The 1,734-nt window shown below is 77.8% G+C and carries 2 protein-coding genes and 1 pseudogene; all 3 read right to left on the reverse strand.

Annotated elements, in window-relative coordinates; genetic code table 11:
• Positions 1 to 340 (reverse strand): annotated as a pseudogene (locus tag ACI79S_RS20735) (SMC-Scp complex subunit ScpB); the annotation flags it as partial.
• Positions 337 to 1,179 carry a segregation and condensation protein A gene (locus ACI79S_RS20740; protein WP_456595330.1) on the reverse strand — a complete coding sequence of 281 codons (843 nt, stop codon included), beginning with the start codon at positions 1,177 to 1,179 and terminating at the stop codon, positions 337 to 339. The pseudogene ACI79S_RS20735 and the gene ACI79S_RS20740, both read right to left, overlap by 4 nt.
• Before the next feature lie 73 nt (positions 1,180 to 1,252).
• Positions 1,253 to 1,513 carry a hypothetical protein gene (locus ACI79S_RS20745; protein WP_456595331.1) on the reverse strand — a complete coding sequence of 87 codons (261 nt, stop codon included), beginning with the start codon at positions 1,511 to 1,513 and terminating at the stop codon, positions 1,253 to 1,255.
• Positions 1,514 to 1,734 lie beyond the last annotated feature (221 nt).

Genomic DNA, 1,734 nt, shown 5'->3' on the forward strand with positions numbered 1-1,734 from the left:
GGGGTTCGTCGTAGACAAACACCAGGCCCTCCCCCCCCCCGGCCCGCGCGCCGGGCACAACCCCCCCCGCCCCCGGCCCCGGCCCCGGCGCCGGTTGCGGCTCGGGGGTGGGCGGCGCGAGAGGCGAGGACGGCGCATCCTCGGCGGGCACCGCCGGCACCGGCTGCTCCTCCACCGGGCGCTCGCCGACCCGGGCGGCCAGCTCGGCCGCGACGGCGTCCCAGGCGGCCGGGTCGGCGTCGCCGCGCTCGGCCGCCTGCTCGCGGGTGGCGGCCAGCTCGGCGGCGAGCGCCTCCCAGGAGATGGGCGCGGGGCCCGGGTCGGTGGGGTCGTCGGTCACCGGTACTCCTCGTCGGCGTCGGGGGCCGGGGCGCCGGCCGGATCGGGAACGCCCTCGCCGGTCCACCGCACGTGCAGCTCGCCCAGCGGCGTGAGCTGCTCGAAGACCACCCGCTGCTGGCGGTACAGCTCGAGCAGCGCGAGGAAGCGGGCCACCACCTCCAGGGTGTGCCCGCAGTCGGCGGTGAGCGCCCGGAAGCTCGCCGTCCCCGAACGCACCAGCTGGTTGCGCACCAGCAGCAGCTGTTCGGAGACGCTGACCGGAGGCGCGTGCAGGTGCGCGACGCTGACCGTCTCCGGCACCTTGGGCGCCAGCGCGCGGGCGGCCAGCGCGGCGAACTGCGCCGGCGTGATGTCCAGCAGCACCTCGGGGACGAGCTCGGCGAACCGCGGCTCCAGGGCGGCCTCGCGCGGGTGGCGGCGGACGGCGTCGGCCTCGCGCTCGCGCAGGAACGCGGCCGCCTGCTTGTAGGCCTTGTACTGCAGCAGCCGGGCGAACAGCAGGTCGCGCGCCTCCAGCAGCTCGAGGTCCTCCTCGTCGTCGACGTCGGCAGCCGGCAGCAGGCGGGCGGCCTTCAGGTCGAGCAGCGTGGAGGCGACGACGAGGAACTCGCTGGCCTGGTCGAGGTCGAGCTCGTCGCCGAGCACGCGCAGGTGGGCGATGAACTCGTCGGTGACGCGGGAGAGCGCGATCTCGGTGACGTCGAGCTTGTGCTTGCCGATCAGCTGCAGCAGCAGGTCGAACGGGCCCTCGAAGTTGGTCAGCCGGACCGTGAAGCGGGCCGGAGCGGTTCCGTCGGCCTGATCGGCCGGCGGAACCGCTCCGGTGCTGTCGCTCACGGACGCCGAGGGTAAGGCCCCCGTGCGGGGGCCCGCCGCGAGCATGCGAGCGGTGGGGGGCAAGGGGGTCCTTCTACTTCTCCTTCAGCCGGCGGACGAGGATCGCGTCGTCCCCGCGCTCGGCCAGGTCGGCCAGCAGCACCGACACCGCCTCGCGGACGATGCGGCCGCGGTCCGCGGCCAGGCCGTGGTGGGCGCGCAGCGTCAGCCGCGCGGACTCCAGGGCCAGCAGCTCCTCGGCGGAGATGTAGACGGTGATCTTCTCGTCGTGCTTGGTGCGCTCGGCCCGCCCGCGGGCCGGCCGCCCGCGGGTGGCCACCCGGGGCTGCAGCACCGGAGCCGGTGAGGGCTCGGCCGGTGCGGTGCGGAAGGCGGCCAGGTCGTCCCCCGGCTGCGCACCGCCCGGGACGAGGGTCAGCCCCGCGGCCGCCTCGGCGGCGGACTCCCCGACCCGGCGGGCGGGGGGGGGGGGGGGGGGGGGGGGGGGGGGGGGGGGGGGGGGGGGGGGGGGGGGGGGGGGGGGGGGGGGGGGGGGGGGGGGGGGGGGGGGGGGGG

This window comes from Blastococcus sp. SYSU DS1024 (assembly GCF_054050795.1).